The sequence below is a fragment of the Mameliella sp. LZ-28 genome (assembly GCF_012274245.1).
GTDB lineage: Bacteria > Pseudomonadota > Alphaproteobacteria > Rhodobacterales > Rhodobacteraceae > Antarctobacter > Antarctobacter albus.
In genome coordinates this window covers 73363-96732 of record NZ_JAANYX010000008.1, presented here as the reverse complement: position 1 = coordinate 96732, position 23370 = coordinate 73363, and the positions used below count along the sequence as shown (strand labels likewise).

Genomic DNA, 23370 nt, shown 5'->3' with positions numbered 1-23370 from the left:
ATATGGTGCGGGTGGAGGGACTTGAACCCCCACGCCTTGCGGCGCCAGAACCTAAATCTGGTGCGTCTACCAATTTCGCCACACCCGCAACGTCGCGCTGAATAGCAAAGCGCCGTGACCGAGGCGAGCGGAAAATTCTTGGAAAAGCCTATGCAATTGCAGGCGACATAAACCGGATCTTGGCCTATCCTGCCGCAAAACAAGAAAAGACCGGCAGTAACATACAGGAACAAGAAACGATGGCCCATGACATGGTCCGGCGTGGCAACGGTGTGGAGTCCGTGTGCCAAGCATCCGCCAATGCCCCCTGCAATGCGCTCCCTCTCGGCACTCTCGTGCTGACGCTCGATGGCGCGCTGCCGGTGGAATACCTCTCCTCTGGGGACAGGATCATCACGCGCGACAGCGGGACGGCACGGCTAGCAGCGCTGCGGCCCCTGCGCCGACGCCTGCCAGCGGTTTTCGTGGCACCTGGCAGCCTCGGGCACATGCGGCCCGACCTGACGCTGGTCCTGCCCGCCGCACAAGAGGTGCTGTTGCGCGACTGGCGGGCCAGGACGCTGTTCGGCAAGGACCGGGCGCTGGTGCCCCTGTCACGTCTTATCGACGGCAAGTTCATCCGCAGCGCGGGCACAATCGACATGCAACTGGTCGCACTGGCCTTCGACGCGCCGCACATCCTTTATGCGGACGGGTTGGAACTGGCCTCTGCCACGAGAGACGTCACCGCCTGACAGGCGTCACAGCCCGAGCCTGCGAAACACCTTGGGCAGCTCCTCGGGCAGGTCCTCGGCGACCAGGCCGGGGCCGAAACTGCGCGCGGACTCAACGTGCAGCCAGGCGCCGGTTTCTGCGGCCTGCATCGGTGCAAAGCCACGGGCCAGCAACCCCGTGATGAAACCCGCCAATACGTCGCCCGATCCGGCAGTGGCCAGCCAGGGCGCCTCCCTGTCGTAGACTGCCGCATTGATCGAACAAGCCCCGCTTGGGTGGGCGATCACCGTGTCGGGCCCCTTGAACAGCACGACGCAGCCCGCGCGGGCGGCAGCGTCCCGCGTTGCGTCCACCTTGGAATAGGCCGGGCCGCGTGTTGGTTCCTTGTTCAACCTTTCCGCGATGTCGGGGAAGAGCCGCGCGAACTCCCCGCCATGCGGTGTCAGAACGCAATTCGCGTGCAGCATTGCAAAAAGCGTCTCGGGACAATCCGCATAGGCGGTCAAGGCATCGGCATCGAGCACCACGCGAGGCCCGTGCCTTGCAGCCAACGCCACAGGCACCAGATCGCGTGCCCGCTCAACCCCCATGCCGGGCCCGAGACATAGCGCGTTGAGGCGCCTGTCCTCCAGAACCTCGGTCAGGTTGCTGGCATCCTCGACCCGGGTCAGCATCAGTGCGGTGATCCGGCTTGCCACCTCCATCTGCGCCGCACCCGGCACACCCATAGTCACCAGCCCGGCCCCGATCCTGAGGGCGCCGCGCGCCGCCAGACGCGCTGCGCCGGTTTTGCCGAAACCGCCGGACAGGATCAGCGCGTGGCCGTGGGTGTACTTGTGGTCGAACTTCCGTTTCGAAATCCTTGGGAACGAGTCGTCCGACAGGCGGGCTTGGTCCACCAGATGCACCTGGCTTTCACCAAACACGTGGTCCAAGCCGATATCCTTGACGACCAACGAATTGCAGCGCTGATACGAACGATCCAGATAGTGCCCAACCTTTGCCGAGTGGAACGATACCACGAGGTCGCTGAAATCCCCGCCGCCGCCAAGCATTTTGCCGCTGTCCGCGCAAAGTCCCGATGGCATGTCCACGGCCACAACTTTTGTTGTCGTCTTGTCGTGCGTTGCGGTCATGATCAGTTCGCGCCCGACCTCTTCGGGCAAGGGCCGTGTAAGGCCAGTCCCAAAGACCGCGTCGATGAACAGGTCCGCGGTGGTTTGCTCAGCGTTCAAGTCTTCCCAAGACGAGACGGCGCCCATCTTCCGCCACAGCTCATAATTCACTCTCGCATCCGGTGGCAGCTTTTCGGCATCGCCATAAAGGAACACCCCTACGTCCCACCCGCGCTCCTGCAACAATCGCGCCACGACAATCCCGTCGCCACCATTGTTCCCCGGCCCGCAGAGAACGACCGCCCGATGCGCGCCCTGCCCCAGTTGCGGCCATTCCTCGAACACCGCCTCGACCACGCCGGCACCTGCCCGCTCCATCAACTCAAGGCCCGTCACGGCGCCGCTGTCGATGGCCGCCTGCTCGATCTGGCGCATCTGCGCCGAGGTCAAAAGCTCTGTCATTTTGCCTCGCGATTCAATTCTGCACTATTTTTGCGCAACTCGCACAAAATTTGACCTCGCCCAAAAATTCGCTCTTCGCTTCCGGCCCTCGCGGGGCCTATCGGATTGTGGCGATCATCCAGAAGTGATCTGCCAAGTCCACGAAGAGCGCAAGGGAGAGCGAGGTCTCATGAAAAAGATCGAAGCGATCATCAAGCCATTCAAGCTTGATGAGGTGAAGGAGGCGCTGCAAGAAGCGGGCATCCAGGGTCTGTCCGTCGTCGAGGTGAAGGGCTTTGGCCGCCAGAAGGGCCATACCGAGCTCTACCGTGGCGCGGAGTACGTCGTCGACTTCCTGCCCAAGGTGAAGATAGAGATCGTTCTTGACGACGACCAGGTCGATGCCGCCATCGAGGCCATCGTCGAGGCCGCCAAGACCGACAAGATCGGCGACGGCAAGATCTTTGTCAGCCACGTCGAACAGGCCATCCGTATCCGCACCGGCGAAACCGGCTCGGACGCGCTGTAATTCCAGAAATTGACCGCGGCACTGCTGGGCCGCAGGCATCCCCAAAGTATGACAGAAAGGGACTCAACAGTTATGAGCAACGCTGTTCTCGACATGATGAAGGAAGAGGACGTCGCCTACGTCGACATCCGGTTCACAGACCCGCGCGGCAAGCTGCAGCACGTGACCGTGATCGCAGATGAGGTGGACGAGGATTTCCTCGAAGAGGGCTTCATGTTTGACGGCTCCTCGATCGCCGGCTGGAAGTCGATCGAAGCCTCGGACATGAAACTCATGCCCGACCTGGAAAGCGCCTATATCGACCCGTTCTACGCCGAAAAGACGCTCTGCCTGCATTGCTCGGTCGTCGAGCCCGACACCGGCGAACCCTACGAGCGTGACCCGCGCGGCACCGCCGAAAAGGCAGAAGCCTACCTGAAGTCCTCCGGCATCGGCGACATCTCGTACTGGGGTCCGGAAGCCGAGTTCTTCCTGTTCGACGACGTGCGCTTCTCGAACAAGATCAACAAGGTCTCCTACGAGGTCGACGCGGTCGACGCATCGTGGAACACCGACACCGAGTACGAGACCGGCAACATGGGTCATCGTCCGGGCGTCAAGGGCGGCTATTTCCCGGTCAACCCGACCGACGACGCGCAGGACCTGCGCTCGGAAATGCTCTCGACCATGAAGCGCATCGGCATGAAGGTCGACAAGCACCACCACGAGGTGGCGTCCTGCCAGCACGAGCTGGGCCTGATCTTTGGTTCGCTGACCAAGCAGGCGGACGAGCTGCAGAAGTACAAGTACATCATCCACAACGTGGCACATGCCTATGGCAAGTCCGCCACCTTCATGCCCAAGCCGATCTACGGCGACAACGGCACCGGCATGCACTGCAACATGTCGATCTGGAAGGACGGCAAGCCGCTGTTCGCGGGTGACAAGTACGCCGACCTCAGCCAGGAGGCACTGTACTTCATCGGCGGCATCCTCAAGCATGCCAAGACGCTGAACGCCTTCACCAACCCGTCCACCAACTCGTACAAGCGCCTGATCCCCGGCTTCGAAGCCCCGGTTCTGCGCGCCTACTCGGCCCGCAACCGGTCCGGCTGCGTCCGTATTCCGTGGACCGAAAGCCCCAAGGCCAAGCGCGTCGAGGCCCGTTTCCCCGATCCGTCGGCGAACCCCTACCTGTGTTTCGCAGCGCTGCTGATGGCCGGCCTGGACGGCATCACCAACAAGATCGATCCCGGCGAGGCGATGGACAAGAACCTCTACGACCTGCCGGCCGAAGAGCTGGAAGGCATCCCCACCGTCTGCGGCTCGCTGCGTGAAGCCATCGACTGCCTGAAGGCCGACCACGAGTTCCTGCTCGCCGGCGACGTCTTCACCAAGGACCAGATCGACGGCTACATCGAACTGAAGATGGAAGAGATCGAACTGTTCGAACACACGCCGCACCCGGTCGAGTTCGGCATGTACTACAGCTGCTGATCGCCACGCGATCTACAGCGGAACGGGCGCCCCTGCGGCGCCCGTTTTCATGTCCGCCCCTCCCCCGCGCGTGGCGGCAGCCCGCCACCCCGCGCTCTACCCTCTTGGCGCCTCCTCCAGTCGCGGCTAACCTTCCAGGAAACCTGTCCGAACCGGAGCCCTGCCATGCGCCGCCTCGCCCCTGCCCTTGCCTTTGCCATTCTGACCGCTGTCCCCGCCTTTGCCGCAGGCTGCGGGAACACCGCCTCGGGCTTTGACGCCTGGAAAGGTGAATTCGCCGCCGAGGCGCGCCGCGCCGGGGTCGGCGACCGGGGCATCAACGCCCTGATGAACGCGCGCTATTCCACCAAGACGATCGGCGCGGACCGCAACCAGAAGGGCGTAAAATACAGCTTCGAACGGTTCGTGCAGATCCGCCTTGGGTCGCTCGACAGTTTCGCCAACGGTGCCCGTAACCGGATCAACCAAAACAAGGCCTTTTACGACAGCCTCGAAAAGCACTTTGGCGTTCCGGCAGGCATCATCGTCGCCATTCACGGCATGGAAACCGGCTATGGCCGCACGATGGGCACCGAACCTGTGATCAATTCGATCCTGACGGTCGCCTATGACTGCCGCCGCCCGCAACTGTTCCGGCCCCATGCCATCGCGGCGCTGAAAATGGTGGATCGCGGGATGCTGTCCCCGAGCCAGAAGGGCGCCTTTCACGGCGAATTGGGCCACACCCAGTTCCTGCCCGGCAATGCCATGCGCTACGGCGTCGATGCCACTGGTGACGGACGGGTCGATTTCTACAACCAGGCCGATGCACTGGCCTCGACCGCCAATTTCCTGCGCCAGAAGGGATGGAAGCGGGGGCAGCCCTTCGGACCTGGCACGCATAACTTCCGCGTCCTGAACGAATGGAACGCCGCCACCGTCTATCAGCAGGCCATCGCGGCCGCGGCCGAGAGGATCGGCCGCTGAGCCCGATCCGGAAACAAAGAGCGCAAAACCGCGTAATTTTCCCCGAATCGCCCGATTGTTAACATGTTTCGGGGTCAGTCTTTCCCTGTGCGGACAAGAATGCCGCCACAGGAGAGCAGAATGACCTTCGAATACCCCTACGCGGGGATGATCCTGCCGGACGTGCGGGATCTGCACCCCGAGCCCTATCTCGAAAGCGCCGCCAAGGTGCTGGCCCGTCTTGATCCACGCCCGGACGCCAAGTCTCCGACACGGCGACAACCGGGCCGCGTGATGGGCCACCATCTGGGCATCTCGGTGCTGTCCGAAGAACTTAGCGACTACGGCCCCCGGGTGGTGCTGGAGGTGGTGACCGCCGACGGGACACCGCCCGACGAAACCGACGCTGCGCGCCTGTTGTCGGACACTGTGCGCGCCGCGCTGGATCACTCCTCGGCGGACATCCTGGAATGGTTCGCCCCCGATACACTGATCGACCGGGACGATTTCATCCGGCTGCGCAACTTCGTCTCGCCGCGCCGCATCGGCCGGGTCGACACGGAAATCGAGGACGCACTGTTCGAAAGCGCCGCCGCCGCGCAGGGCATCTGCGGCACGCTCTACCCCAAACGCTCGAAACCGGCCGACATCCCCAACCTGCCCGCCGTGGTGGCGCAATCCGCGATGCAACGGCGCCCGTCCAGGTTCGGCCTGCGGCGCGCCAGCCAGATGATGGCCGTGACCAGCCTGATCGCCGTGCTCAGCACGACCGGCCAGATGGATTATTTCCTCAGGCAGTTGCTGCAGTGACCGCTTCGCTGCGCACCAGGTAGGTGTGTATAGAAAAGACCACCGCGCGGGTCCGTGGCAGGCGCAGGATGCACTGCCGCTCTGACCTCCAGAAGGGTGCGGCGGCGGGATCGACCGGCGCGCGCGGGTTGTGCATCGAGCGTGGATGAAACAGTTCTGACTCGGCGTATCGCAGGGCATTGAACCGCCACAGCGGACGCCCCGCCTGCACCCCATCGAACAGTCTTTGCACCCGGCGCGCGATGTTGTCGTCGAAACTGTCGACCGGCGCGTGGATATCCGTCATCGGACGCATGAATTTCTCGTCCAGGCGCCAGCTGGCCGGGAAACATAGCACGGCCCCGGTCAGCACATGCTGATCGCCATGCTTTTCCATCAGGCACAGGTCTTCCTGCACGATCCGCCCCAGCGTTCCCAGCGGATCGGTCCTGTCCAGCGCGACACGCGCGCCATCGGGGCAAAGAACACTGTCTTCGGCCCGCGAAAACCCGTCAGGCAGCGCCGCAAGCACCGTTTCCAGCAACTCTTCCGCCGCCGGGACGGCCCCGGACGACAAGGCCAGCACCTCGTTGCGGCTGTCGGCCAGCAGGCGGCGGCGCTCTGCCATCTGCCCGGCATAGGCCTCGTCCACGATCAACCATTCCGACGGGTCCAGCGGCGCGATCCCCGGCAAGGGGCGCGGCGCTGTGACATCATACGGGATTCGGTCTTGCAGGATCATGCGCGCAGGCTAGGCCCGCGACGCGGCCTCCGCCAGCCGCGCGACCCCACGTCACCTGAACGAAAGCGGTCGAAAAACGACCCGCTGTACGGTCGCAATTTCGCGCGCCAGCCCCGGGGCGCCCCGGCAGGCTGATGCAACCAGCCTTCGGAAGACGCCATGAACACCCATTTCCGCGATACCCGCAAAATCGACCCGACACGCGGCGCCCTGACCGGCGACAACACCCCCAACGACATGGACCGGATCGAGATCGGCCCCACGCGCCTTGCACTGGGCGAATGGGCCGCGGCGGGGCTGGAACTGCCCGACTTGCAGGAGATGCGGCGCTATCGATGGCAGCGGCTGACCGATCATGTCGTGGCGCGTGATCTTGCCGGGCTGCTGGTCTTTGACCCGCTCAACATCCGCTACGCGACAGACAGCACGAACATGCAGCTTTGGAACACCCACAACCCGTTCCGGGCGGTGCTGGTATGCGCCGATGGGTACATGGTGATCTGGGACTACAAGAACGCACCTTTCCTGTCCTCGTTCAACCCGCTGGTGCGCGAGGCGCGCTCGGGCGCGGACCTGTTCTATTTCGACCGGGGGGATTGCGTCGACGTGGCCGCCGACCGCTTTGCCGCCGAGGTCGCCGACCTGCTGGCGCAGCACGCGCCCGGTAACACACGGCTGGCGGTGGACAAACCGATGATCCACGGGCTGCGCGCGCTCGAGGCGCAGGGCCTGACCGTCTTCCCCGGCGAAGAAGTCACCGAAAAGGCCCGGTCCGTGAAGGGGCCGGACGAGATCAAGGCCATGCGCTGCGCCGTCAACGCCTGCGAAGCCGCGATGCACGAGATGGAGCGGTTTACCCGTCTGAACGTCCCGCGTGGCGACGTGTCCGAGAACGACATCTGGGCCGTCCTGCACGCCGAGAACATCCGACGCGGCGGCGAATGGATCGAAACGCGCCTGCTGACGTCGGGCCCCCGCACCAATCCCTGGTTCCAGGAATGTGGCCCGAGGATCGTGCAGAACAATGAAATCGTCGCCTTCGATACGGATCTTGTCGGCAGCTACGGCATCTGCGTCGACATCTCGCGCACCTGGTGGGTGGGTGATCGGGCACCCCGGCCCGACATGATCGATGCCATGCGCCACGGGCATGAACACGTCATGACCAACATGGAGATGCTGCGCCCCGGTGTGAACATCCAGGATCTGTCCCGCAACACCCACGTCCTGAGGCCCGAGTTCCAGCGGCTGAAATACGGCTGCCTCATGCATGGTGTGGGGCTTTGCGATGAATGGCCCCTGGTGGCCTACCCGGACCAGATGGTGGACGGCGCCTTCGACTATGAGCTGGAGCCGGGTATGACGCTTTGTGTCGAGGTGCTGGTTTCGCCGGACGGCGGCGATTTCTCGATCAAGCTGGAGGAACAGGTGCTGATCACCGAGGACGGCTACGAGAACCTCATTTCCTACCCTTTCGACCCGATGCTGATGGGCACCTAGGGCGTCACGCCCCGGCCTTTACCCGGTGTGCCATGCGCAGGACCGACTCTGCCTGCGTGAAGTCCCGCAATCTGTCCAGCGGCACCCATGCCAGCGCCTTCGACTCTGCCGTGGCGTTTGGCTCACCCGCTTCGGCCCGCATCAGGAACCGGACGTCATGGTGCAGGTGCGCCGGTTCGGTCCCGCGCGGCGGGATCTCGTGGATATCGACGTCGAAGACGTCCTGCGACAGCAGCGCGATCCGCGCCAGCCCGCTTTCCTCGTAGGCCTCTTTCAGGGCCACGAAGCGCGCATCCGCGATGCCGTCGCAATGGCCCCCCAGCTGCAACCAGCGATCCAGCTTGGCGTGATGGGTCAGCAGGACGGACCGCCCGTCCGGCGACAGCACAAAGGCAGAGCCGGTGACATGACCGCCGATGAATGGGTCGCGCGAAAAGGCGGCAAGCCCCCACCGTGCACAAAAATCCCTCAATCGGTCCCATTCTTCCCCGTCCCGCGCGTCACGCGGCACGAAACGCCCGATACCGTCAATCTGCATCCAGATGCACCCGTGCCAGAACCCCTGCATGATCCGATCCCCAGAGCGGTCGCGTCTCAACTTGTCCGCCGCCGGGCGCCCAGACCTGGTCCAGCGGCAGCGGGATCGGCAACGCCTGCCCGGCGGGCCAGCCATGTGGCGCCAGCCAGTAGGTCGGTTGCAATGGCCCGGCGCGCCGCACACCCGCAGCCCGCGTCAGTCGCCGCACCGAATGCCCCCAGGGCATCATGTTGAAATCGCCGGACAGGACCACTGGCCCCTCCAGCCCGGCCAGCACCTCTTCCAGCGCCTCTGCCTGAGACGCCTGGGGATGCGGCCAGGGCCAGCGCAGGTGCACCGACAGAACCCAGACCGGCCCGTGTGGCGTGTCCAGGTGCAGGCCCGCCACTCCCTGCCCCGGCAGGCAAAGCGTCCCGCCGGGCAGCACCGGGTGGCGCGAGAGCACGGCATTGCGGCTCCAGCTGTAGAAGGGACAGGTGGCGCGATGTGGATAGACCGGTGCCAGCCGATCAAGGATATCGCCATTGCGGCTGGTCAGTTCCTGCAGGGTGATGACGTCCGGCGCCTGGGCCAGCATGTCCGCCGCCAGTTCTGGGATCTGCGCGTTCCGGTACAGAAGGTTCTTCTGGTAGACGGCAAATCCGCCCGGTGACGGCGCGGCCAACTTCATGACAACCGCCTGCCCCAACACCACCAGTGCCGCGCACGCCAGCCCCCAGCGCAGCCAGCGCGGCCAACCCGTCCAGACCACCGCCAAACCCGCCAGCGCCACAAGCGGCAGGCGCGCAACAGCCAGGGAGTCTCCTGCCGGGTGCAGCGCCCCGCCCCAGGTGGCCAGCGCGACCAGCACCAAGACCCCTGCAACAATGCTCACCAGCGCGCGCATCAAACTCACCATGCCGTGACGCTCCTGACAGTTTGCTTGTGAGCCGCCCCGGCCCGACCCATTCTCTGACCCAACCACAAAACGTCAGGACGACCCAATGCCCACCGAACGCATCACATTCCCCGGTCATGCCGGCGACAGGCTGGCCGCACGGCTGGACCTGCCCGAGGACACACCGCTCGCCACTGCCCTCTTCGCCCATTGCTTTACCTGCGGCAAGGACATCGCCGCCGCGCGGCGCATCGCCCAGCGGCTTTCCGCGATGGGGATCGCGGTGCTGCGCTTTGATTTCACCGGGCTGGGCCATTCCTGTGGCGAGTTCGCCAATACCACCTTTCACAGCAACGTGGGCGACCTGAAGGCCGCCGCCGACTACCTCGAGGGACGCGGCATGGCGCCCAGCCTGCTGATCGGCCATTCGCTTGGCGGGGCGGCGGTCCTGCGGGCGGCGCCCGACATTGGCTCGGCCCGGGCCGTGGCGACCATCGGTGCGCCCTTCGATCCCGATCACGTCACGCACAACTTTGCCGATGCGCTGGACCGGATCGAGGAAGAGGGCCAGGCACAGGTGGACCTGGGCGGCCGGCCCGTCACCATCGGGCGAGACTTCGTGCGGGACGTGAAAGCGCAGGAACTGGAACCGGTCATCGGATCGCTGAAAAAGGCGCTGCTGGTGCTGCACGCGCCGCGCGACGCCGTGGTGGATATTTCCAACGCCACGCGGATCTTCACCGCCGCCAAACATCCCAAGAGCTTTGTCACGCTGGACGATGCCGACCACCTCGTCTCATCCCCCGAGGATGCGGAATATGTCGCCGAGGTGATCGCGGCCTGGGCCGATCGCTACCTCGACCTGCCCGCACCTGCCCCGCCCATCGGCGCGCCAGAGGGCGTGGTGCGCGTGACAGAGGCCGCCGCCGACGGCTTTCTGCAGGACATCCAGAACGGGCCGCATCACCATGCGCTTGCGGACGAGCCCGAGGCCTATGGCGGCAGCAACCGGGGCATGTCGCCCTACGGGTTCCTCTCGGCGGGGCTGGGCGCCTGTACCTCGATGACCATCCGCATGTACGCCCGGCGCAAGGGGTGGCCGCTGACCGGGATCAGCGTGGACGTGACCCACGACAAGGTTCATGCCCAGGACGCGGGAACAAGCGCGACGACACGGGTGGACCGCTTTGTGCGCCGGATCACGCTGGAAGGCGACCTCGATGCCGACCAACGCGCCCGGCTGCTGGAAATCGCGGACAAGTGCCCGGTCCACAAGACGCTGGAACAGGGCGCCGAAATCGAGACGGAACTGGCCTGAAGCCCTCTTGCCTCCGGTCCCTGATCCGCGCCACTGTCGCGCCGCAACATGGGGGGGCAGCATGAAGGCATATCGTCAGGTGGCCGTGATCGGAGCGGGCATGGTGGGGGTCTCCACCGCGCTCTGGCTGCAGCGCATGGGATGCGAGGTCACGCTGATCGACCGCGAAGGCCCGGCGGCCGGTGCCTCGACCGGCAACGCGGGCATCATCGCGGCGGGGGCCGTGGTGCCCCTGCCCGTCCCCGGCCTGATCTGGAAGGCACCGCAGATGCTGTTCGATCCCCGACAGCCACTGTTCCTGAAATGGGGCTACCTGCCGCGCCTCCTGCCCTTCCTGTTGCGCTACATGGGGCACGCACGGCAGGCCAAGGTCGAGCAGATCACCCGCGCGCTGACCCTGCTGCTGCAGGACAGCGCCGACCAGCACCAGGCCCTGGCAGAGGGAACGGAGGACGTCCAAGTCGTCCGGCCCGGCAGCTACCTGCACGGCTATGCCAGCAAGCAGGCCTTCGAGGCAGATGCCTATGGCTGGGACCTGCGGCGGCGCAATGGCTACACGGTACGCGAGATGACGCCCGGGGACATGGCCGCCTTCGACCCGGTGTTGGCGGGGCGCTTTGGCTATGGCGTCGACAGCCCCCGGCACGGCACGATCACCGACCCCGGCGCCTATGTCCGCGCGCTGGCTGCCGCCTTCGAGGCAGGTGGCGGGCAGATCGTACAGGCCAGCGTGACGGGTTTTCGCGAGGAAGACGGACGCGCCGTGGCCGCGCTGACCGACAAGGGCGAGATAGCGGCACAGGGCTTTGCCGTGACGCTTGGCGCGTGGTCGGGCGGGATTGCAGGCGCCCTTGGCGTCACGGTGCCACTGGAAAGCGAACGCGGCTATCACGTCGAATTCCATTCCCCCAACATCGAATTGCGCGCGCCGGTGATGGTGGCCTCGGGCAAATTCGTCGCCACCTCGATGCGTGGGCGCCTGCGGGCCGCGGGCATCGTGGAGTTCGGCGGCTTGAAAGCCCCGGCTTCCCGCGCGCCTTTCGACCTGATGCGGCGCAGCGTGGCGCGCATCTTTCCCGATCTGACCTACAGCCACACCAGCGAATGGATGGGCCACCGGCCCGCCACGTCGGACTCCCTGCCCGTGATCGGCCCCAGTCCCCGGCTGGCCAATGTCTATCTGGGCTACGGACATCAGCATATCGGCCTGACAGGCGGCCCGCGCACCGGGCGCTGGCTGGCGCAGATGTTGGCGGGCGAACCGGTGAACGCCGATCTCTCGGCCTTCGCCGCCGATCGCAGGGGCTGAAACGAAAAAGGCCGGGCGATGCGCCAGGCCTTTCGGTCAATCGGATCGTTGGGGATCAGCCGCGCGCGCGGCCCACCAGTTTCCAGGCCAGCGGCAGGATCACGGCAGCCAGCGCCAGCTTGATCGCGTCACCGACGAGGAAAGGCGTCAGGCCCCATTCCAGGATCGGCTTGTCCCAGCCGTAGAGCATGCCCCAGCCAGATCAGGCCCGGGAAGTAGATGATGACGTTGCCCAGCAGCATGGCGCCAGCCATCTTCGGGGCCGAGCGGTCCCAGCCAGCACGGGCAAGGACACCCAGCGCGACGGTCGCCAGGACGTAGCCTAGGAGGTAGCCACCGGTGCCGCCCATCATGTATTCGATGCCGAAGGCCTCGACCGAGGAACCCGCGAAGACATCGAAACCCAGCGCGCCGATGATCATGTACCCAAGGATCGTCACCAGACCCAGGCGCGGACCGTAGGCGGCGCCGACGGTCAGCACGGCAAAGGTGCCCATCGTGATCGGGACGGGCCACATCGGCACCTTGATCTTGGCCGCAGCGGCCAGCACGGCGATGCCCAGCACCACCAGCGCCACCTGCTTGAGGCGCAGCGCAGCGCCCTCGTTGGCGCCGAAGGCTTCGGCCAGGACATTGCGGTTTATCGTCAGGTTCATGGCGCTCCCCCTCGCCATGAATATTTCACTCATGTTGTTGCTCGACTTGCTGCGTCGCCGCAAGGGAGCATCGAGCAGATGTGCAAACCCTGCCAACCCAGCCATTTGCAAAATTTAGGGAAACAGGTTGCAAAGCCGGGACTCAAAGCGGACCCAGCCGCCCCAGCAAACCCGGCATCTGCCGCAACAGGTCCAGCGCCATGTTCGCGTCCCGCACCTTGATATCGACCAAGGGATGCTCCCAGTCCTGGTCGCGCACGGCATGAATCCGAAAGGCCCCGTTCTCGGCGTCGTTCTCGGGATAGTACCCCAGGTCGACCACCACGGCGCGCTTTGAATACTGCGCGAGATCCTCGATCAAGTGATCCGGTGTCAGCGGCTCCAGAGGCTTGACGATCTGCCAGCCAGCCACGCGAAACACCGAATTGATCTGCAGTGCCAGTTCCATAGTGTCCCCTCTTTTCGCGTCAGACTAAAATGAGGCCGCCGAAACGGCGACCCCAATGATCTTGTCGAGATGTGGCAAAGGCGGAAACCCGCCGCGTCCTGCTCTCAACTCAGCACCGGCGCAGCGCCATTGGCGCGCGTCGAGGCAAGGAATTCCGGCATTCAGCCGGCACCCTGAAATATGCGAACGACGATGCTGCCCCAAAGGAGGATCAGGACCGCCCCGACAAGCAGCACCGCGCCTCCGCCGCCCATCGGGCGCAGCTGCGAATGCGCATGTGCAAGGATCGTCCAGAGGGAAATACCAGCGGGCAGCCCGTAAAATACACCAATATGCACGGGCCACAGCAGAAGGAACACGACGCTGAAATTTGTCACGCTGCCGGTCGCGAGGGCAAGATTGGCGAGGATGAGCACCAGCAGGACCACGAGCACCAGAAATGCGGTGATGCCAAAGCCCCCAAGCATGAAACTCGCCGGCGTCATGAAGCCGTGACGCGCTGCCCATTGCAGCAAGGCGAAAATGCCAATCAGACCGACCGGTGCCAGAAACATCAGACCAGCCACTTCGATCCCGATGAATAACCCAACTGCCTGCGCGTTGTCATGCGCGAAGGCGCCCTCGGTCCGGGTCGCCGCTTGCAGGAACACCAGATCAAGGATGACGCCGCAGACTGCGCCGCCCGCCATCGCTCCGGCAATCGCTGCCAGGCGCGGAAGCCCGCCATGATCAAACTTTGCGGTTAGCGTTGGCGAGAGGCGAAAGACAGACATGGGACGAAGGCTGAAACAACGCCCGTTGCGCGTCGTTGCCCCAGATCAAGGCCTGCAAAAGAAAAACGGCCCCGCACAAGGCGGGGCCGCTGGAACATTTCGGTCGAGCCTCAGCTGATCCGGTTGAGCAACTCGCCCAGTGACTGTTTCGCGTCGCCGTAGTACATCCGCGTGTTCTCCTTGTAGAACAGCGGGTTCTCGATGCCCGAGTAGCCCGTGCCCTGCCCCCGCTTGGAAACGAAGACCTGCTTGGCCTTCCAGCATTCCAGGACCGGCATCCCCGCGATGGGAGAGTTCGGGTCTTCCTGGGCCGCCGGGTTCACGATGTCGTTCGAGCCGATGACGATGGCCACGTCCGTGTCCGGGAAGTCCTCGTTGATCTCGTCCATCTCCAGCACGATGTCGTAAGGCACCTTGGCCTCTGCGAGCAGCACGTTCATGTGCCCGGGCAGACGGCCCGCGACCGGGTGGATGGCGAAACGCACTTCCTTGCCCTGGGCGCGCAGCCGACGGGTCAGTTCAGCCACATTCTGCTGGGCCTGAGCCACCGCCATGCCGTAGCCGGGGATGATGATGATGCTGTCGGCCTCTTCCAGGGCCTGCGCCACACCGTCCGCGTCGATGGCAACCTGTTCACCCTCGACCTCCATCGCCGGGCCACCCGTGCCGCCGAAGCCGCCCAGGATGACGCTGACGAAGGACCGGTTCATCGCCTTGCACATGATGTAGGACAGGATCGCACCCGACGAGCCGACCAGCGCGCCAACCACGATCAAGAGGTCGTTGCCGAGGCTGAAGCCGATCGCCGCCGCCGCCCAGCCAGAGTAGCTGTTGAGCATCGAGACCACGACCGGCATATCGGCGCCGCCGATGCCCATGATCAGGTGATAGCCGATGAAGAAGGCCGCAACCGACATCAACAGCAGGGTCCAGCCGCCCGAGTTGCCCATGTAGATCATCAGCAGCAGGATCGAGATCAACGCCGCGCCGGCGTTCAGCATGTGGCCGCCGGGCAGCTTTTTCGCCGCCGAGGTCACCTTGCCCGAGAGCTTGCCATAGGCGATGACGGACCCGGTAAAGGTCACGGCACCGATGAACACGCCCAGGAAGACCTCGATCTTGAGGATGTTGATCTCTGCCGGGGTCTTGTGCGCGACCTTGGCCGAGAAGCCCTTGAGCGCCTCCAGCGCCTCGGTGGCGCCCTCGGCCTGCAGCGCGGCAACGGTGTTCATGACCAGTTCGGCGTTATAGCCGACAAAGACGGCCGCCAGGCCGACCAGTGCGTGCATCCCGGCAACCAGTTCCGGCATCTGGGTCATCTCGACCTTGGAGGCCAGGAAGTAGCCGATGATGCCGCCTGCGGCGATCAGGATGATCGACAGGATCCAGAGGCCCGAACCCGGTCCGATCAGCGTTGCGAAGACCGCCAGCGCCATGCCGACGATGCCGTACCAGACCGCGCGCTTGGCGCTTTCCTGGCCAGACAGGCCGCCCAGCGACAGGATGAAGAGGACAGCCGCGACCACATAGGCCGCCGTGGTAAATCCGTATTCCATTGGTCCGTGTCCTCTTTACGATTTCTGGAACATGGCGAGCATGCGCCGGGTCACGAGGAAGCCGCCGAAGATGTTAATCCCGGCAAAGAAGACCGAGATGGCGGCAAGGATGAGAACAAGCGTTCCGCTGGTTCCGATCTGCATCAGGGCGCCAAGGATGATGATCGACGAAATCGCGTTCGTGACCGCCATCAGCGGGGTGTGCAGCGAGTGGCTGACGTTCCAGATCACCTGGAAGCCAATAAAGACCGACAGGACGAAGACGATGAAGTGCTGCAGGAAGCTGGCCGGGGCGACGAGGCCCACCAGCAGCATCAGCACACCGCCGATCCCCAGCAGCGTGAACTGCTGCTTGGTCTGCGCCTTGAAGGCCGCGACTTCCTGGGCGCGCTTCTCCTCGGGCGTCAGCTCCTTGGGCTTTTCCTGCTTCTTGGCCGCGATCGCCTGTACCTTGGGCGGCGGCGGCGGGAAGGTGATCTCGCCCTGGTGGGTGACGGTTGCGCCACGGATCACGTCATCGTCCATGTTGTGATTGATCTTGCCGTCCTTGTCGGGCGTCAGATCGGTCATCATGTGACGGATGTTGGTGGCGTAAAGCGTCGAGGACTGCGTCGCCATGCGCGAGGGGAAGTCGGTGTAGCCGACGATGGTCACGCCGTTGTCGGTGACGACCTTCTCGTCCTTGACGGTGCCTTCGACGTTGCCGCCCTTTTCGGCGGCCAGGTCGACGATGACCGACCCCGGCTTCATGGCCTTGACCATGTCCTCGAGCCACAGCTTGGGCGCCTCGCGGTTGGGGATCAGGGCGGTGGTGATGACGATGTCCACCTCGGGGGCCAGCTCGCGGAACTTGGCCAGCTGCGCCTCGCGGAACTCTGGGGACGAGACCGAGGCATAGCCGCCGGTGGCCGCGCCGTCCTGCTGCTCTTCCTCGAAGTCGAGATAGACGAACTCGGCGCCCATCGATTCGACCTGCTCGGCCACTTCGGGCCGCACGTCAAAGGCGTAGGTGACTGCACCCAGCGCGGTCGAGGTGCCGATGGCGGCCAGGCCGGCAACACCGGCGCCCACGACCAGAACCTTGGCCGGGGGTACCTTGCCCGCGGCGGTGATCTGCCCGGTGAAGAACCGGCCAAAGTTGTTGCTGGCCTCGATCACGGCGCGGTAGCCAGCGATATTGGCCATCGAGGACAGCGCGTCCATCTTCTGGGCGCGACTGATCCGCGGCACCATTTCCATCGCGATGACGTTGGCGCCCTTCGCCTTGGCGATGTCCAGACCTTCCTGGTTGCCGCCCGGATTGAAGAAGGTGATCAGCGTCTTCTCTGGTGTCAGGTGCTCCAGCTCGTCCAGCGTCGGAATGCGCACCTTGGCAATGATGTCTGCCTCACCCCAGAGATCGGCGGCACTGCCGACAACCTTGACGCCCGCAGCCTCGTAATCCGCATCGGAGAACTCTGCCCGCGACCCCGCGCCGGATTCAATCAAACATTCATAGCCCAGCTTTTGCAGCTGGCGGGCCGAATCCGGGGTCATCGCAACGCGATTCTCTCCTGCTTCGACCTCTCTTGGCGTCCCTATCTTCACGGTATTCCCCTTTGTTCTCAGGTACTCCTACGCCCCTGATGAGGCGTTAATTCGCATTTCAGCGCAATCATGCGGCTCTGCAGCGACAGGCAGCGCGGGTTGTAAAACACACCATGACCCAAAGTTAAAGCCAGACAACTATTATTGCGCAACATGCAGCAATATCGAAACAATATTGCGCACGATCGTATACCAGCCCGACACATCGGCGGAATATTCCTAGTGGTTTCGGTAACTTGCCCGGTGCAACATGTGCCGGACCCCCGGCCCGGGAACAACCGTGGTCGGCATGCTACGGGCACCATGCGACCACAGGTCACTTCTACCAAAGGATTAGTGCTTAATCCGCAGTCATTCGGCGATCAGACCCACCGCCGCACATCCTTTTCGTAGCGGGCAAAGGCGGCGCGGAATTTCCGGCGCAGTCGATCCTCTTCGGGCGTGATGAAACGCCGTTCGATCACCCAGACGAAGATCGGCACAAGTGGCAGCGCCAGGACCGCGTCCCAGTAAAGGATCATCCCCAGGAGGATCATTGAATCGCCAAGGTAGATCGGGTTGCGCGACCGTTTGAAGATGCCGCTTGTCACCAGCCTGTCCGCCTCCTGGTGCGGGATGACGGTGGTCCGATGGCGCCGCATCTCGTAGAACGCCAGCGTCATCAGGACTATCCCGCCCCCGACCAGCAGCCCACCAAGAAGATCGGCGACGACAGGGCCAAACCCCAGACCATAGCCGAAATGGGTCTTTTGCACCCAGGCCAGACACAAGGCCCCCAGCAGCCAGACCGGCGGCATGTCGATCCATTTCATCACCAAGCACTCTCCTGCAACTGTTGCTCCGGACCGGCGAAGCCTATTCGGGATGATAGGCACCGTCCCTCAGCCACCCCTCATACCCCGACTGCATGACAAGCACGTTTTCCCGTCCCATCACGCGCGCCGCGAAAGTGGCCTGCGACGACCTGACACCAGTGTTGCAGAACAGGATGACCATGCCTTCCTCCGGGATCTCGTCCAGCCGGCCCGGCACCTCGCGCCACTCGATGTGACGCGCGCCGGGGATCGTGCCGGCCTCGAAATCCGCCAGGCTGCGGGTGTCGATGAAATGGATGCCCTCCCAGACCTCGCGCGTCAGCTGCTGCGGCAGGATGATCCCCGCGGTCTCGGTGGCAAAGTCCATGTAGCCGATGATTTCGTCCTCCAGCTCTCCGGCAAGAGCCGGGGCAATGGGCGCAACCGCCGCGAGGCCGACCGCGCAGGCGGCCGCTTTGAGACTGGAATGCATGGCAGGTCCCCTTGTCGTTTCGCCAAAGGCAGGACGCGGGGCCGGACAATCGCCCGGCGCCGCGTCCCTTATCCTATACCCGAAACCGGTTATTCCCACTCCATCTCTTCAAAGACCCGCCCGGCGTTCTTGGTGGCCAGTTCCTCGAAGGTATCCAGATGCGCCCAGTTGGACTGGTCGATGTAATAGGCATCCGCCAGCTCGCCGCCCTCGTCGATGTGGTCGCCGATCTTGGCCCGCAGGTCCTTGAGATAGTCGGTGGTATACCGCGTCACCTGCGCCATGTTCGTCGGGTGCCCGTGCCCGGGAATGACATAGGTCGCGCCAAGTCCGGTGAAGGGGCCGTCGAAGGTCTCGATCCAGCAGCTGGTGCAGGTATCGGCAAAGATCGGCGGCATGCGTTCGTGAAAGGCGATGTCGCCGGCGATCACGATTCCCCATTGCGGGATCCAGACCTGGGTGTCGCCGGGGCCGTGGGCGGGGCCAAGGTGCAGGACGTGGAATTCGACCTCACCCAGTGTAAAGGCGTATTCATCGTCAAAGGACATGTTCGGCACCACGACGCGGGTGCCCTCGGCCTTGTCCCGGTTGTAGCGCTGCATCCCCTGCAGGATGAAATCACCGTTCTCCTCGACCTCCTCGATGGCCTCGGCATGGGCAAGGATGTCGACGCCCTGGTCGGCCCAGTAGGAATTGCCGAGCACGGCGTGGCCCTGCCCGTTCTCGTTGATGACCAGTTTCACCGGCTGATCGGTGATCGCCTTGATCTCGTCATGCAAGGCCCTGGCCAGCCGCGCCGAGGCACCGCCGTTGATGACCACCACGCCGTCGCCGGTAATGACAAAAGACAAGTTATTGTTATGGCCGGAATTTTCATAGGTCGGCGGCGCCGTTGCGCCGATGGCCGAGAAGACATGCGGGATGACTTCGACCGGCTTGTCGTACAGCTCGGACTGCGGGTACTTGTCGGCGATGTCCTCGCTGGCCTGTGCGGTGACAGCCGCCAGTACCAACGCCGAGGTCAGGGCAAAACGTGTGTTCATGAGATCCTCCCGAAAATCTCCAACATATTCGCATGCGTGAATAGCATTGCCAAGCAACCTCTCGCGGACCTCTTGTCACAGCGTCGGGGCGCGGTAGGGTTCAGGCCACGACAGGGAGGCAGACATGATCGAAGGCAAACACGCGCTTGTGACTGGCGGCGGCAGCGGCATCGGACTGGCGATTGCACAGGCGCTGGCGGCCGAAGGCGCACTGGTCACCATCACCGGGCGCAATGCCGCGCGGCTGGAGGCGGCGCGGGGCGAGCGGATCTTTCCGATCTCGATGGACGTGATGGATGAAACCTCGGTAATTCATGGGGTTAAAGAGGCGGTGGACGCACGCGGCCCGGTTCAGATCTGCGTGCCCAATGCCGGGATCGCGGAGGGGCGGGCGATCCTCAAGACGGATATGGAATTCTGGCGGACCATGATGGCGACAAATGTCGACGGCGCCTTTCTGACCATTCGCGAATGCCTGAAAAGCATGGTCGAGACCGACTGGGGCCGGGTGATCGCCGTGTCCTCGATCGCGGGGATCAAGGGGCTGAAGGGCGCGCCGACCTATACGGCCTCGAAACACGCGCTCATGGGGCTGATCCGGGCACTGGCTGCGGATTACGCAAGAAAACCCTTTACCTTCAACGCCCTGTGTCCTGCCTACGTGGACACGGACATCGTGACCATGAACGTCGACAACATCATGAAGCGCACCGGCTGGTCCGAGGCAGAGGCGCGCGCGGCAATGGTCGACGTCAACCCACACGGGCGGTTGATCGCCCCCGAGGAAGTGGCGCAGGCGGCGGTCTGGCTGTGCCACGCGGCCTCTGGCAGCGTGAACGGACAGGCCATCCAGATCGCGGGCGGCGAGATCTGAGGCCTGTACGTTTTGTACAAAACGTACACGGAAATCAGCATTTTGTACAAAAGCTCGGGGACGGCCCCTGCCGGCCTTGGCAAGTGGGTCTGTCACGACCGAGGGCACACACCCTGCCCTCGCGGACCAAACAGGCCGGGATCGTATGACACCTCCCAGTCATAAGGCTCCGAGTCGAGGGCCCATTCGGCAAGTTCCTCGATATGACGACCCAGGAAACTCCGCAGGCCCGGCACGTTGGAAACCACGCCCTCGATCCCGCCGACGACCGCATGGCGCAGGAAATTGCGGGGGCTCAGCACGTCCTGAACGCCCCGGGCCGCTTCGAGAATACGCTGGTAGTCCGCCGGATCGCCTGTTTCCAGGTAGCGCGCCAAGTGGTCAAGGGTTTGGGCGCTTTGGTCGAAACCCTCCCCGGCCACGTCGATCACCCCGGCGGCTATTGCGGCCGGCACGGCAATCGGCGCCGTCGGAGGAATGTCGCGGCTTGCAAAGCGGCCAAGGTCGGCAATGGCCGCGTTGAGACGCCGGGCCTCTTCGCCGCTGCCGGGCGTCCGCAGGACCAGAAGGGCCGACCGCACCGCCGAAAGCCCGCGCAAAAGCGGACTGGCATCGACCCCGCGCCGTTCAAGGTCGTCATGCAAGAGCACAAGCCGCTGGGCGACGTCGACCAGATCATGTGCCCTGTCGAGCCCCCCTTCCCCAGGCTCGATCAAGGCAAGCAATGGCAAAAGCTCTGAAATCCGGGTCGCGAGGATCCCCGCCGTTTCGGCTGCGATCCGGTCGCGGGCTTGTCCGTCGACCTTGCCGAGCCCGCCCACCAGGACTGGCAAAGTCGTCTGCCATTGCCCGGTCTGCGCTGCAGCCATCCTGACAAAAAACACCAGCGGATCCTCCGCTGGCAGCCCGGCTGATTCCAGTTCCGAAAGCAGACGATCATACCGGCGGCGCAGGACCGCGGGGGGAACCGGGTCCCTGGGCAGGACTGCCGCGAAGATCCGCAACAGATCGTCCCCGCGCGGTTCTTCCTCTGGCAGCGGCAACAGGGACCTGTCCAAGAGATGATAGGGCAAGGAGGCCCGGGCCCTTGACCGTTCCATATCGGCCATGTTCAGGGCCCGGTAGTACGGGCGACATCCCTCCCCTGCGATCGACGTGGTGCGCGCGATCCGACGGGCCCGATCGCTCCACGTCTGCGACCGGGCGACATGAAACAGATAGTCCGGCAGGCTCGCGACGATCTCATCATGGGCCAGCCGAAGATCATGCAGCCCGGCGTCGACGTGCTGCCGTGCCTCGCGCTCTGTATAACGGTCGTCCCAGACCGCCCGGCGCCATGCACGGAGCGCGATCCCCGCGTCCTCGTAGAGATCGTCGAAACGGAAATACACCGCGGTCAGCCCGTTCGCCCAGGCCTGGACATGGCCTTCGGTGACCTCTGTCGCGGACAGGGCCCGCGCCATCACGTCAAGAGCCGCGTCGGGGCCGATCCTGTCCTCCAGTGCCTGTTCCAGTCTTTCAACGTCATCCATCTGCGCCGACAATGGCGCTTGAGCAAATACGGGCTGCGCAAGTGCAACGCCGAGAAGGACAAGACAGGCCAGAGGGCGGCGGATCGGACGCATGTGTGCATCTCCTTTGCGTGGCGGCCCTGACCGGACCGGGCCGGTAGAAAGCGTGCACGCAGTATTACACGACGGTGTTCCCTTGGGGACAGCGCCGTCAGCTTCCCGTCGCCAGCCCCCGCCCCAGCACATGCGCCAGCCTTTCGCGGGCCTCGACGAATTGCGCGTAGGGCGGGCGCTTTATCCCGTCGAGCGCGCCGAGGATCAGCACGGCCACCTCTTCGGCCGTACCGTCCAGCCGCACGCGGCCTGCCGCCGCTTCGCGCGCCAGCCAGTCGGCGAAGACGCCGGTCAGCCGGGCGGTCCCGGCCGCGACGACCTCGCGCGCGTGGCTGTCCTTGACGTCCAGCAGTTCGGCCCCGTGCGGACTGTCCAGCATGTCGCGGACCATCGGCCCGGTCTTGGCGGCAAGCCCCCGCGCCAGCAGGTCCTCGACGCTGCCCGTGCCCGCCAGTGCCTGGGAAACCGCGCGAGCGGCGGTGTCGAAATAGACTTCGACCATGCGGCGGGCGATGTCCTCCTTGCCCTGGAAATGCTGGTAGAGCGCCGGACGGGACATGCCCGCTGCCTGCGCTATGTCCCCCATCGAGGTGCGGCGATAGCCATACTGGCACATCACCGCCAGGGCGGCTGTGAGTATGGCCTCTTGCTTGACCTGATCGGCTGGGGGTGCATCCATCATGGCATCAGTCCTGACAAAAATACGCAAAACTGTCAATTGACACCCTGACACATTTCACCCATTTTGTCAGAAACCGACCAGGAGGACGACATGGCCACCACGCTCACCGTCAACGGCACCTCGCATGAGGTGGACCTGCCCGACGAGGTTCCGCTGCTCTGGGCGCTGCGCGATGCGCTGAACCTGACCGGAACCAAGTTCGGCTGCGGCGTCGCGGCCTGCGGCGCCTGCACGGTGCATATCGACGGCGAGGCGGTGCGCAGCTGCCAGGTGCCGGTCGGCGACGTCTGGGGCGAGGTGACGACAATCGAGGGGCTGGGCACGCCGGACGCGCTGCACCGGCTGCAACAGGCCTGGGTCGATCACCAGGTGGCGCAATGCGGCTATTGCCAGTCCGGCCAGATCATGCAGGCCGCCGCCTTGCTGGCCGAAACCCCGAACCCCACGGACGATGACATCGACGCGGCCATGAACGGCAACCTCTGCCGCTGCGGCACCTACCCGCGCATCCGCGCCGCCATCAAATCCGCCGCGCAAGGAGCCTGA

At 64.4% G+C, this 23370-nt stretch carries 23 protein-coding genes, 1 tRNA gene and 1 pseudogene; 10 read left to right on the top strand and 15 right to left on the bottom strand.

All coding sequences use genetic code 11. The features are described 5' to 3' along the window. Positions 1-3: 3 nt before the first annotated feature. A tRNA-Leu gene (locus G9Q80_RS05595) sits at positions 4-88 on the bottom strand. A gap of 247 nt (positions 89-335) precedes the next feature. Here G9Q80_RS05595 and G9Q80_RS05590 point away from each other — a divergent pair. Next, entirely contained in the window at positions 336-734 is a 399-nt protein-coding gene (locus tag G9Q80_RS05590; RefSeq protein ID WP_232788313.1) for a Hint domain-containing protein, read from the top strand. Between the two features lie 6 nt (positions 735-740). Here G9Q80_RS05590 and G9Q80_RS05585 read toward each other — a convergent pair whose 3' ends face one another. Then, a complete protein-coding gene (locus tag G9Q80_RS05585; RefSeq protein ID WP_088716684.1) occupies positions 741-2291 on the bottom strand; it encodes an NAD(P)H-hydrate dehydratase in 1551 nt (516 codons plus the stop codon). Positions 2292-2460: 169 nt separating this feature from the next. On the opposite strand from G9Q80_RS05585, the gene G9Q80_RS05580 reads away from it, so the two are divergent. The 4 genes from G9Q80_RS05580 (at position 2461) to G9Q80_RS05565 (ending at position 6030) form a co-directional block, all read left to right on the top strand. Then, the gene (locus G9Q80_RS05580) at positions 2461-2799 is read left to right on the top strand and encodes a P-II family nitrogen regulator (protein WP_043146790.1); all 339 of its coding nucleotides are present in this window, start codon (positions 2461-2463) and stop codon (positions 2797-2799) included. Between the two features lie 72 nt (positions 2800-2871). Then, on the top strand, positions 2872-4275 hold the full coding sequence (glnA, locus tag G9Q80_RS05575) for a type I glutamate--ammonia ligase (RefSeq protein WP_043146791.1): 1404 nt from the start codon (positions 2872-2874) through the stop codon (positions 4273-4275). A 165-nt stretch (positions 4276-4440) separates the two neighbouring features. Further along, on the top strand, positions 4441-5241 hold the full coding sequence (locus G9Q80_RS05570; RefSeq protein WP_088716685.1) for a lytic murein transglycosylase: 801 nt from the start codon (positions 4441-4443) through the stop codon (positions 5239-5241). 120 nt (positions 5242-5361) lie between these two features. Then, positions 5362-6030: a hypothetical protein gene (locus G9Q80_RS05565; protein WP_088671500.1), complete on the top strand. Its 669-nt coding sequence runs from the start codon at positions 5362-5364 to the stop codon at positions 6028-6030. Here G9Q80_RS05565 and G9Q80_RS05560 read toward each other — a convergent pair. Then, positions 6011-6751 (bottom strand): heme-dependent oxidative N-demethylase family protein, encoded by a 741-nt coding sequence (locus G9Q80_RS05560; RefSeq protein WP_088716686.1) that lies wholly within the window; start codon positions 6749-6751, stop codon positions 6011-6013. The genes G9Q80_RS05565 and G9Q80_RS05560 overlap by 20 nt on opposite strands. 159 nt (positions 6752-6910) lie before the next feature. Here G9Q80_RS05560 and dddP point away from each other — a divergent pair, with 159 nt between their 5' ends. After that, positions 6911-8251: a dimethylsulfonioproprionate lyase DddP gene (dddP, locus tag G9Q80_RS05555; protein WP_088716687.1), complete on the top strand. Its 1341-nt coding sequence runs from the start codon at positions 6911-6913 to the stop codon at positions 8249-8251. A gap of 4 nt (positions 8252-8255) precedes the next feature. Here dddP and G9Q80_RS05550 read toward each other — a convergent pair whose 3' ends face one another. Together G9Q80_RS05550 and G9Q80_RS05545 are read right to left on the bottom strand one after the other, a co-directional pair. Continuing rightward, positions 8256-8789: an NUDIX hydrolase gene (locus G9Q80_RS05550; RefSeq protein WP_088716688.1), complete on the bottom strand. Its 534-nt coding sequence runs from the start codon at positions 8787-8789 to the stop codon at positions 8256-8258. After that, a complete protein-coding gene (locus G9Q80_RS05545; protein ID WP_088716689.1) occupies positions 8779-9687 on the bottom strand; it encodes an endonuclease/exonuclease/phosphatase family protein in 909 nt (302 codons plus the stop codon). Before G9Q80_RS05545 ends, G9Q80_RS05550 begins: the two co-directional genes overlap by 11 nt. Before the next feature lie 85 nt (positions 9688-9772). On the opposite strand from G9Q80_RS05545, the gene G9Q80_RS05540 reads away from it, so the two are divergent. Together G9Q80_RS05540 and G9Q80_RS05535 are read left to right on the top strand one after the other, a co-directional pair. Further along, positions 9773-10984 carry a bifunctional alpha/beta hydrolase/OsmC family protein gene (locus G9Q80_RS05540; RefSeq protein WP_088671503.1) on the top strand — a complete coding sequence of 404 codons (1212 nt, stop codon included), beginning with the start codon at positions 9773-9775 and terminating at the stop codon, positions 10982-10984. Continuing rightward, positions 10887-12293: an NAD(P)/FAD-dependent oxidoreductase gene (locus G9Q80_RS05535; RefSeq protein ID WP_121497623.1), complete on the top strand. Its 1407-nt coding sequence runs from the start codon at positions 10887-10889 to the stop codon at positions 12291-12293. The genes G9Q80_RS05540 and G9Q80_RS05535 overlap by 98 nt, the downstream gene beginning before the upstream one ends. A gap of 55 nt (positions 12294-12348) precedes the next feature. Here the strand turns inward: G9Q80_RS05535 and G9Q80_RS05530 are convergent. The 8 genes and pseudogenes from G9Q80_RS05530 to G9Q80_RS05495 all read right to left on the bottom strand — a co-directional run bounded on the left by G9Q80_RS05530 (position 12349) and on the right by G9Q80_RS05495 (position 19643). Beyond that, a pseudogene (locus G9Q80_RS05530) lies at positions 12349-12949 on the bottom strand (biotin transporter BioY). Positions 12950-13091: 142 nt separating this feature from the next. After that, complete coding sequence (locus G9Q80_RS05525) at positions 13092-13397, bottom strand: hypothetical protein (protein ID WP_043146800.1); 306 nt, start codon at positions 13395-13397, stop codon at positions 13092-13094. A gap of 161 nt (positions 13398-13558) precedes the next feature. Further along, positions 13559-14170 (bottom strand): hypothetical protein, encoded by a 612-nt coding sequence (locus tag G9Q80_RS05520; protein WP_133066457.1) that lies wholly within the window; start codon positions 14168-14170, stop codon positions 13559-13561. A 110-nt stretch (positions 14171-14280) separates the two neighbouring features. Further along, positions 14281-15726: an NAD(P)(+) transhydrogenase (Re/Si-specific) subunit beta gene (locus tag G9Q80_RS05515; protein WP_088716692.1), complete on the bottom strand. Its 1446-nt coding sequence runs from the start codon at positions 15724-15726 to the stop codon at positions 14281-14283. Between the two features lie 15 nt (positions 15727-15741). Then, entirely contained in the window at positions 15742-17313 is a 1572-nt protein-coding gene (locus G9Q80_RS05510; RefSeq protein WP_088716693.1) for a Re/Si-specific NAD(P)(+) transhydrogenase subunit alpha, read from the bottom strand. Between the two features lie 362 nt (positions 17314-17675). Continuing rightward, the gene (locus tag G9Q80_RS05505) at positions 17676-18125 is read right to left on the bottom strand and encodes a methyltransferase family protein (RefSeq protein WP_168246433.1); all 450 of its coding nucleotides are present in this window, start codon (positions 18123-18125) and stop codon (positions 17676-17678) included. Between the two features lie 43 nt (positions 18126-18168). Further along, complete coding sequence (locus G9Q80_RS05500; protein ID WP_088716694.1) at positions 18169-18600, bottom strand: rhodanese-like domain-containing protein; 432 nt, start codon at positions 18598-18600, stop codon at positions 18169-18171. Between the two features lie 89 nt (positions 18601-18689). Then, positions 18690-19643: an MBL fold metallo-hydrolase gene (locus G9Q80_RS05495; protein ID WP_043146812.1), complete on the bottom strand. Its 954-nt coding sequence runs from the start codon at positions 19641-19643 to the stop codon at positions 18690-18692. A gap of 124 nt (positions 19644-19767) precedes the next feature. Between G9Q80_RS05495 and G9Q80_RS05490 the strand changes: the two genes are divergently transcribed. Then, positions 19768-20517 carry an SDR family NAD(P)-dependent oxidoreductase gene (locus tag G9Q80_RS05490; RefSeq protein ID WP_043146814.1) on the top strand — a complete coding sequence of 250 codons (750 nt, stop codon included), beginning with the start codon at positions 19768-19770 and terminating at the stop codon, positions 20515-20517. Between the two features lie 92 nt (positions 20518-20609). On the opposite strand, the gene G9Q80_RS05485 is transcribed toward G9Q80_RS05490, so the two are convergent. Continuing rightward, complete coding sequence (locus G9Q80_RS05485) at positions 20610-22049, bottom strand: hypothetical protein (protein ID WP_133066458.1); 1440 nt, start codon at positions 22047-22049, stop codon at positions 20610-20612. Between the two features lie 190 nt (positions 22050-22239). Beyond that, positions 22240-22824: a TetR/AcrR family transcriptional regulator gene (locus G9Q80_RS05480; RefSeq protein WP_043146818.1), complete on the bottom strand. Its 585-nt coding sequence runs from the start codon at positions 22822-22824 to the stop codon at positions 22240-22242. 90 nt (positions 22825-22914) lie between these two features. Here G9Q80_RS05480 and G9Q80_RS05475 point away from each other — a divergent pair, with 90 nt between their 5' ends. Next, the gene (locus G9Q80_RS05475; RefSeq protein WP_043146821.1) at positions 22915-23370 is read left to right on the top strand and encodes a (2Fe-2S)-binding protein; all 456 of its coding nucleotides are present in this window, start codon (positions 22915-22917) and stop codon (positions 23368-23370) included.

Excerpts from the sequence above, each read along its gene's own strand:
- G9Q80_RS05585 (WP_088716684.1), bottom strand. The coding sequence starts at position 2,291 with ATGACAGAGCTTTTGACCTCGGCGCAGATGCGCCAGATCGAGCAGGCG.
- G9Q80_RS05485 (WP_133066458.1), bottom strand. The coding sequence starts at position 22,049 with ATGGATGACGTTGAAAGACTGGAACAGGCACTGGAGGACAGGATCGGC.
- G9Q80_RS05505 (WP_168246433.1), bottom strand. The coding sequence starts at position 18,125 with ATGAAATGGATCGACATGCCGCCGGTCTGGCTGCTGGGGGCCTTGTGT.
- G9Q80_RS05500 (WP_088716694.1), bottom strand. The coding sequence starts at position 18,600 with ATGCATTCCAGTCTCAAAGCGGCCGCCTGCGCGGTCGGCCTCGCGGCG.
- G9Q80_RS05480 (WP_043146818.1), bottom strand. The coding sequence starts at position 22,824 with ATGATGGATGCACCCCCAGCCGATCAGGTCAAGCAAGAGGCCATACTC.
- G9Q80_RS05495 (WP_043146812.1), bottom strand. The coding sequence starts at position 19,643 with ATGAACACACGTTTTGCCCTGACCTCGGCGTTGGTACTGGCGGCTGTC.
- G9Q80_RS05520 (WP_133066457.1), bottom strand. The coding sequence starts at position 14,170 with ATGTCTGTCTTTCGCCTCTCGCCAACGCTAACCGCAAAGTTTGATCAT.
- G9Q80_RS05580 (WP_043146790.1), top strand. The coding sequence starts at position 2,461 with ATGAAAAAGATCGAAGCGATCATCAAGCCATTCAAGCTTGATGAGGTG.
- G9Q80_RS05490 (WP_043146814.1), top strand. The coding sequence starts at position 19,768 with ATGATCGAAGGCAAACACGCGCTTGTGACTGGCGGCGGCAGCGGCATC.
- G9Q80_RS05525 (WP_043146800.1), bottom strand. The coding sequence starts at position 13,397 with ATGGAACTGGCACTGCAGATCAATTCGGTGTTTCGCGTGGCTGGCTGG.
- G9Q80_RS05535 (WP_121497623.1), top strand. The coding sequence starts at position 10,887 with ATGCCGACCAACGCGCCCGGCTGCTGGAAATCGCGGACAAGTGCCCGG.
- G9Q80_RS05560 (WP_088716686.1), bottom strand. The coding sequence starts at position 6,751 with ATGATCCTGCAAGACCGAATCCCGTATGATGTCACAGCGCCGCGCCCC.
- G9Q80_RS05545 (WP_088716689.1), bottom strand. The coding sequence starts at position 9,687 with ATGGTGAGTTTGATGCGCGCGCTGGTGAGCATTGTTGCAGGGGTCTTG.
- G9Q80_RS05475 (WP_043146821.1), top strand. The coding sequence starts at position 22,915 with ATGGCCACCACGCTCACCGTCAACGGCACCTCGCATGAGGTGGACCTG.
- G9Q80_RS05570 (WP_088716685.1), top strand. The coding sequence starts at position 4,441 with ATGCGCCGCCTCGCCCCTGCCCTTGCCTTTGCCATTCTGACCGCTGTC.
- glnA (WP_043146791.1), top strand. The coding sequence starts at position 2,872 with ATGAGCAACGCTGTTCTCGACATGATGAAGGAAGAGGACGTCGCCTAC.
- G9Q80_RS05540 (WP_088671503.1), top strand. The coding sequence starts at position 9,773 with ATGCCCACCGAACGCATCACATTCCCCGGTCATGCCGGCGACAGGCTG.
- G9Q80_RS05550 (WP_088716688.1), bottom strand. The coding sequence starts at position 8,789 with ATGCAGATTGACGGTATCGGGCGTTTCGTGCCGCGTGACGCGCGGGAC.
- G9Q80_RS05565 (WP_088671500.1), top strand. The coding sequence starts at position 5,362 with ATGACCTTCGAATACCCCTACGCGGGGATGATCCTGCCGGACGTGCGG.
- G9Q80_RS05515 (WP_088716692.1), bottom strand. The coding sequence starts at position 15,726 with ATGGAATACGGATTTACCACGGCGGCCTATGTGGTCGCGGCTGTCCTC.
- dddP (WP_088716687.1), top strand. The coding sequence starts at position 6,911 with ATGAACACCCATTTCCGCGATACCCGCAAAATCGACCCGACACGCGGC.